10 protein-coding genes are annotated in these 4,613 nt (G+C 65.2%); all 10 read left to right on the top strand.

All coding sequences use genetic code 11. The features are described 5' to 3' along the window. A partial coding sequence (locus ACK4IU_RS18405) for a hypothetical protein (protein WP_409738246.1) occupies positions 1-371 on the top strand: 371 nt, incomplete at its 5' end. Beyond that, positions 368-865: a helix-turn-helix domain-containing protein gene (locus ACK4IU_RS18400; RefSeq protein ID WP_409738244.1), complete on the top strand. Its 498-nt coding sequence runs from the start codon at positions 368-370 to the stop codon at positions 863-865. The genes ACK4IU_RS18405 and ACK4IU_RS18400, both read left to right, overlap by 4 nt. After that, a complete protein-coding gene (locus ACK4IU_RS18395) occupies positions 858-1,100 on the top strand; it encodes a hypothetical protein (protein ID WP_409738242.1) in 243 nt (80 codons plus the stop codon). Before ACK4IU_RS18400 ends, ACK4IU_RS18395 begins: the two co-directional genes overlap by 8 nt. Next, a complete protein-coding gene (locus ACK4IU_RS18390) occupies positions 1,090-1,743 on the top strand; it encodes a DUF3164 family protein (protein WP_409738239.1) in 654 nt (217 codons plus the stop codon). The genes ACK4IU_RS18395 and ACK4IU_RS18390 overlap by 11 nt, the downstream gene beginning before the upstream one ends. Beyond that, positions 1,740-1,877, top strand: a complete 138-nt coding sequence (locus tag ACK4IU_RS18385) for a hypothetical protein (protein WP_409738236.1) — start codon at positions 1,740-1,742, stop codon at positions 1,875-1,877. The genes ACK4IU_RS18390 and ACK4IU_RS18385 overlap by 4 nt, the downstream gene beginning before the upstream one ends. A gap of 73 nt (positions 1,878-1,950) precedes the next feature. Next, positions 1,951-2,214: an HU family DNA-binding protein gene (locus ACK4IU_RS18380; protein ID WP_409738233.1), complete on the top strand. Its 264-nt coding sequence runs from the start codon at positions 1,951-1,953 to the stop codon at positions 2,212-2,214. A 120-nt stretch (positions 2,215-2,334) separates the two neighbouring features. Then, the gene (locus tag ACK4IU_RS18375) at positions 2,335-2,556 is read left to right on the top strand and encodes a hypothetical protein (protein ID WP_409738230.1); all 222 of its coding nucleotides are present in this window, start codon (positions 2,335-2,337) and stop codon (positions 2,554-2,556) included. A 56-nt stretch (positions 2,557-2,612) separates the two neighbouring features. After that, positions 2,613-3,020, top strand: a complete 408-nt coding sequence (locus ACK4IU_RS18370) for a hypothetical protein (protein ID WP_409738227.1) — start codon at positions 2,613-2,615, stop codon at positions 3,018-3,020. 53 nt (positions 3,021-3,073) lie between these two features. After that, positions 3,074-4,108: a hypothetical protein gene (locus tag ACK4IU_RS18365; RefSeq protein WP_409738225.1), complete on the top strand. Its 1,035-nt coding sequence runs from the start codon at positions 3,074-3,076 to the stop codon at positions 4,106-4,108. Further along, positions 4,105-4,542 carry a phage protein GemA/Gp16 family protein gene (locus ACK4IU_RS18360; RefSeq protein ID WP_409738222.1) on the top strand — a complete coding sequence of 146 codons (438 nt, stop codon included), beginning with the start codon at positions 4,105-4,107 and terminating at the stop codon, positions 4,540-4,542. Before ACK4IU_RS18365 ends, ACK4IU_RS18360 begins: the two co-directional genes overlap by 4 nt. Positions 4,543-4,613: the final 71 nt, after the last annotated feature.

Genomic DNA, 4,613 nt, shown 5'->3' with positions numbered 1-4,613 from the left:
GCGCCGATCTGATCGCAATGGCCGAGGAGGCCTGGGGTGCGCCCCTGCCCGACTGGATCCGCGCGCTGGCCATCGCCTGCGGGCGCACAAGCCAGTCGAAGGTCGCGGCCCAGCTGGACCGGTCGCCTGCCGTCGTCTCGACGGTCCTGCGCAAGAAATACGCCGGGTCCTATGAGCGGATCGAGGAACGGGTGCGCGGCATCCTGATGGATGGCCGCATCGACTGTCCCGCGCTCGGGCAGCTTCCGAGCCACGAGTGCCAGGACTGGCGCGAGAAAGCGAAGGTCTTTGCTGTCGGCAACCCGACCCGCACCCGCATGTACCGGGCCTGCCACCGTTGCCCGATCTTCAGGAAGGACGCCGAGGCATGAGCGCCATCACCCGTGAGATCCCCGACATTGGCCGGGTCGAGATGCTGACGGTCCCGACCATCGACCGGATCATCGGCGCATACGTCACGATGACGGGGCTCAGCACCGCCGACCTGCTTGGACCGAGCAAGGCCCCGGCCATCACGGCCTACCGGCACGAGCTGATGTTCGTGATCCGCAGGCTCGACCCAGCTGCGTCCTTCACGCTGATTGGGCGCTTTATGGGCGGGCGGGACATGGCGACAGTCCGTGAGGCCATCGCCAAGGTCGAACGGCGGCTTCAGCGTGAGCCTGGATACGCCAGCGAGCTGGAGGCCCTGGTTCGCCAGATCGTGTCGCTTGCGCAGGACGACGTCGTCCGCCCGTCTGCCCGCTCCAAGCCCTGGCAGCTGCTTGCCGCCTGCTCGGTCCTGCGCGACCAGCAGATGACCGATGCCGAGGCCCGCAAGGCCGCACTGACCTTCCTTCAGCAGCTGGAGGCCGTGCATGGCTGACGTCCGCCCCTTTACCCAGCGCGAGATGATGGAACAGGCCAGCCGCGCCGTGGGCCGCGTCCTGCGCGACGACCTACGCGGGATCACCACGCTGTCGATCGACGACATAACGGCCATGACCGGCACGCTTCTGGCCCTTGGCCTGATCGCGACCCCGCCGGGCGAAACCCCGCCCGAGCAATTGATTTTCACCGCATCGACCACCCAGACCAAGGAGGCCGCAGATGGCCAGTGAGTTCAGTCCCGCCCCGATCCCCGACCGCATCGTCGATGTCGGCGGCACCCCGCACATGCGAGACAGCAAAGGGGCGCTTGTCCCCCTGAATATGGTCAAGCCGCAGGACCAGCTTCAGGACGAGCTGGTCAGGAAGATCATGGGCTATGCCATCGCGCTTTCCGAACAGGTCTCTCGGTTCAAGGCTCACACTTTCGACGACATCGGCGGCTTCGAGGCCCTGCTCGCCCAGGAGTACGACGCGAAGATCGGTGGGACGAAGGGCAACAAGACCATCATGAGCTTCGACGGCCTGTTCAAGGTTCAGGTTCAGGTCGCCGACAACGTCGTCTTCGGTCCAGAGCTGCAGATCGCCAAGGCACTGGTCGACGAGTGTCTGAACGAGTGGGCCGAGGGTGCGCGCGACGAGATCCGCGCCATCGTCACCCGCGCCTTCAACACCGACAAGGAAGGCCAGATCAACCGGTCGGAGATCTTCATGCTCCTGCGGCTGGAGATCGAGGACGAACGCTGGCAGCGCGCAATGAAGGCGATCCGCGATGCCATGCGGATCGTCGGGTCCAAGACCTATGTTCGCTGCTACCGCCGCGAGACCTTCGACGGTCCATGGCAGGCGGTCAGCATCGACCTGGCGAAGGCGTGAGCGTCATGGCCGAGGCCTTCGCTTTCGTCCTCGCCTGCACAGCCTTCGGCATTCTGCTCGGCCGCAGCTGGGACGCTGCGGCCCTGGCCTTGTGTCTGATCCTTCTGATCGCGGTCACCCGGATCGCGACATGACCTCATCCCGGGCGGGCTGTCCGCCCGGGTTCACCCCGCGCCATCCGGCGCTGCCATGAAAGGAAGACCTGCAATGTCTGCATCGAAATCTGACCTGATCAAGAACGTCGCCTACCGTCTGAACATGTCGGAAGCCGAAGCCGCAAGGTCAGTCGACGCTGTTCTGGACGGAATCAGCACGTGGGCCAAGGACGACAAGCTGATCATCCGGGGCTTCGGCACCTTCGAGATGAAGACCCGCGCTGCGCGCACGGGCCGGAACCCGCAGACCGGCCTGCCGGTCGAGATCCCGGCGTCGACATCGCTGACCTTCAAGGCCGCGAAGTCGAAGGCCTGAAAGAGCTCCGCCGCGCCTTGGCTGCAACCCGGGGCGCGGCGGTGAAGGCAGGCGGCCGGCCTGCGAGGTGAAGACCCGGCCAACCCAGAACCTTCAACCCCTGCTTAAAGGACATTTGACATGAACGCTGCCGCAATCGCGACCTCGATCCTGATCGCCCTGCTGAAGACCAGCGGCGAGGGCGGGACCATCCAGCTTCCCTATGACACCACCGAAGCCTGCGAGGCCGCAGGGGAGCGCCTGGAAGCCCAGTTCGAAGCGCTGGTGCTGGAGGATCGCGACCAGAACCCGGTCGAGGGCCACCCGCGCGTCGTCTGGACCTGCTTCGACCCGCAGAACTGATCGCCGTGCCCCCGGCCCCACGCCGGCCGGGGGCGCTGCCAACTCCGGAGATCACCATGGTTGCCTACAGCTTTCAGCCGCGCTTCATCGAGCCGATCCGCCAGGGTTTCAAGACCCAGACGATCCGCGCCATCGGCCAGCGCCGCCACGCCCGCCCGGGTGAGCTTCTGCAGCTCTACTCTGGCATGCGGACCCGGCACTGCGAGCGCATCCTGCCCGACACTCCCTGCCTGGAGGTGATGCAGGTCGAGATCCAGTTCCGCGCGGGCGAGATCGCCCGGATCGTCACCGACGGCGCGCCGATCCGCGACCTGGACGCCTTTGCGCTGCGGGACGGATTCGCCGATGCCGTCGACATGTCGGCCTTCTGGCGCGACCACCACCCGCAGGTCACTTCAGCAGGCTTCAATGGCGTCCTGATCGAATGGGCCCGCCCGGCCGAGACGATGCAGGTGGCGGCATGAGCATTCTTCGCCCTCAGCGCCTAATTCAGAAGTGGCCGATGACAAGAATGGCCATGGACCCGATCGCAAAGCACTTAATCCCCGGCTTTGCCGCCATCCGTGATCCGGCTGGGCTTGATGGCCTGGTAGGAAGCCTTCCCGGACTGCAACGGCTGATGAACGAGCGCCTAGAGCCGATGGCCGTCATCGACCGCAAGGTCTGGGTGAGCCAGATCTACGACGTGTTCGATGAAGCCGTCCGGGTCGGTCTGTTCAAGGCGTATGGCTCTCAATCCTTTGTGCTGTCGGAAAGCGTTGTCGCTGAGCTGTTGAGAACCGACCTGGCCGACATTCAGATCGGAGATATCAGGGTCCCGTTCCCAGCCTTCTACTGCGCCTTTAGCCGCCCAGTCATGCTGTCGGGCAGAGAGCTTGAAGGTGTCTACTTCCGGCATCAAGACGAGACGTCGCTATCGATGACACTGTGTGCTGTCGAGGATCGTGACGGCGCGCCTGACTGGGCCATCGAGCCAACCTTTTCTGTCACCCTCGATCCGACATCAGGATTTACCCTTGCGGAATGTCTGGACCATGAGATTGCTCGCGTAAGGCAAGACGGAGCGAAGCTGAGGTCGGAGCTGGAAGATGGCATCGACGCGACGGCAGTCGACGAAGTCAATTTGGCAGTCATGCCATCCACTTCGCAAGAGAGGCTGGCAGACGAACTTAACGCAGCCAGAGGGTTCGTCGGAGAAGCCATCGCTCTCGCGCTGAACTGCCTTTGCCTGCTGACCGCCCTGCCCGAGAAAATGGTCACTCCCAGCGTCGTCTGGCCGCGACCCTTCCAACCGCGACCGGGCACGGCTCACAAGACCGAAAGGGGGGCGCTGCCAGTCCGCTTCGTGGACTTTGGACGCGGGGAGGGAAGCGGCGAAGGCACCGGCGGCGGAAGCAGTCCCCGGGCACACTGGCGGCGTTCTCACTGGCGGCGACAACCCTACGGCCCAGTCAGGGATCGGGCCTATCGCCCGAAGTGGATCCGGGGAACGATTGTCAACCCCGGTCACGGACCGGCCGCCGAGGCCAGCGTCTATCGGGTGAACGAATGACCCGCGCGCTGCAGAAGCTCGTGCATGTCGGCTGCCGCGAGCTCGGGATCGACGGCGAAACCCGGCGCGATCTGCAGCTGGTCGTGACCGGCAAGGCCAGCATGCATGACATGGACGAGGCCGACCTGACGAAGCTGGTCGCTGCCCTGAAGGAGCGCGGGTTCAAGCCGCATGCCGGTAAGGCCCGGGCCAAGCGCCCGGCGGCGAAGCGCGCGGACGTCCGGTTCGCCCATGTCCTTTGGGGCAAGCTGCACAAGGCCGGGGCCGTCACCCAGGGCGGCGCCAAGGGGCTGAACGCCTTCATCCGCGCCCGGTTCGAGAAGAGCTGGGGCGCAGCCACCTTCGATATCGACACCATGCAGGACCATCGCCAGATCGCCACCCTGATCGAGGCGCTGAAGGGCATGTGCGCAAGGGCGGGGGTGGAGCTGTGAAGAAGCCCGTCGCCTATGTCACCGATCATGCCGTCCTGCGCCACCTGGAGAGGGTGCAGGGCATCGACATC

Origin of the sequence: Tabrizicola flagellatus, from assembly GCF_046295235.1 — a bacterium.
Classification (GTDB): Bacteria; Pseudomonadota; Alphaproteobacteria; order Rhodobacterales; family Rhodobacteraceae; genus Tabrizicola; species Tabrizicola flagellata_A.
The sequence above is the reverse complement of the archived record's forward strand: the minus strand, read 5'-3'. Positions and strand labels throughout refer to the sequence as shown.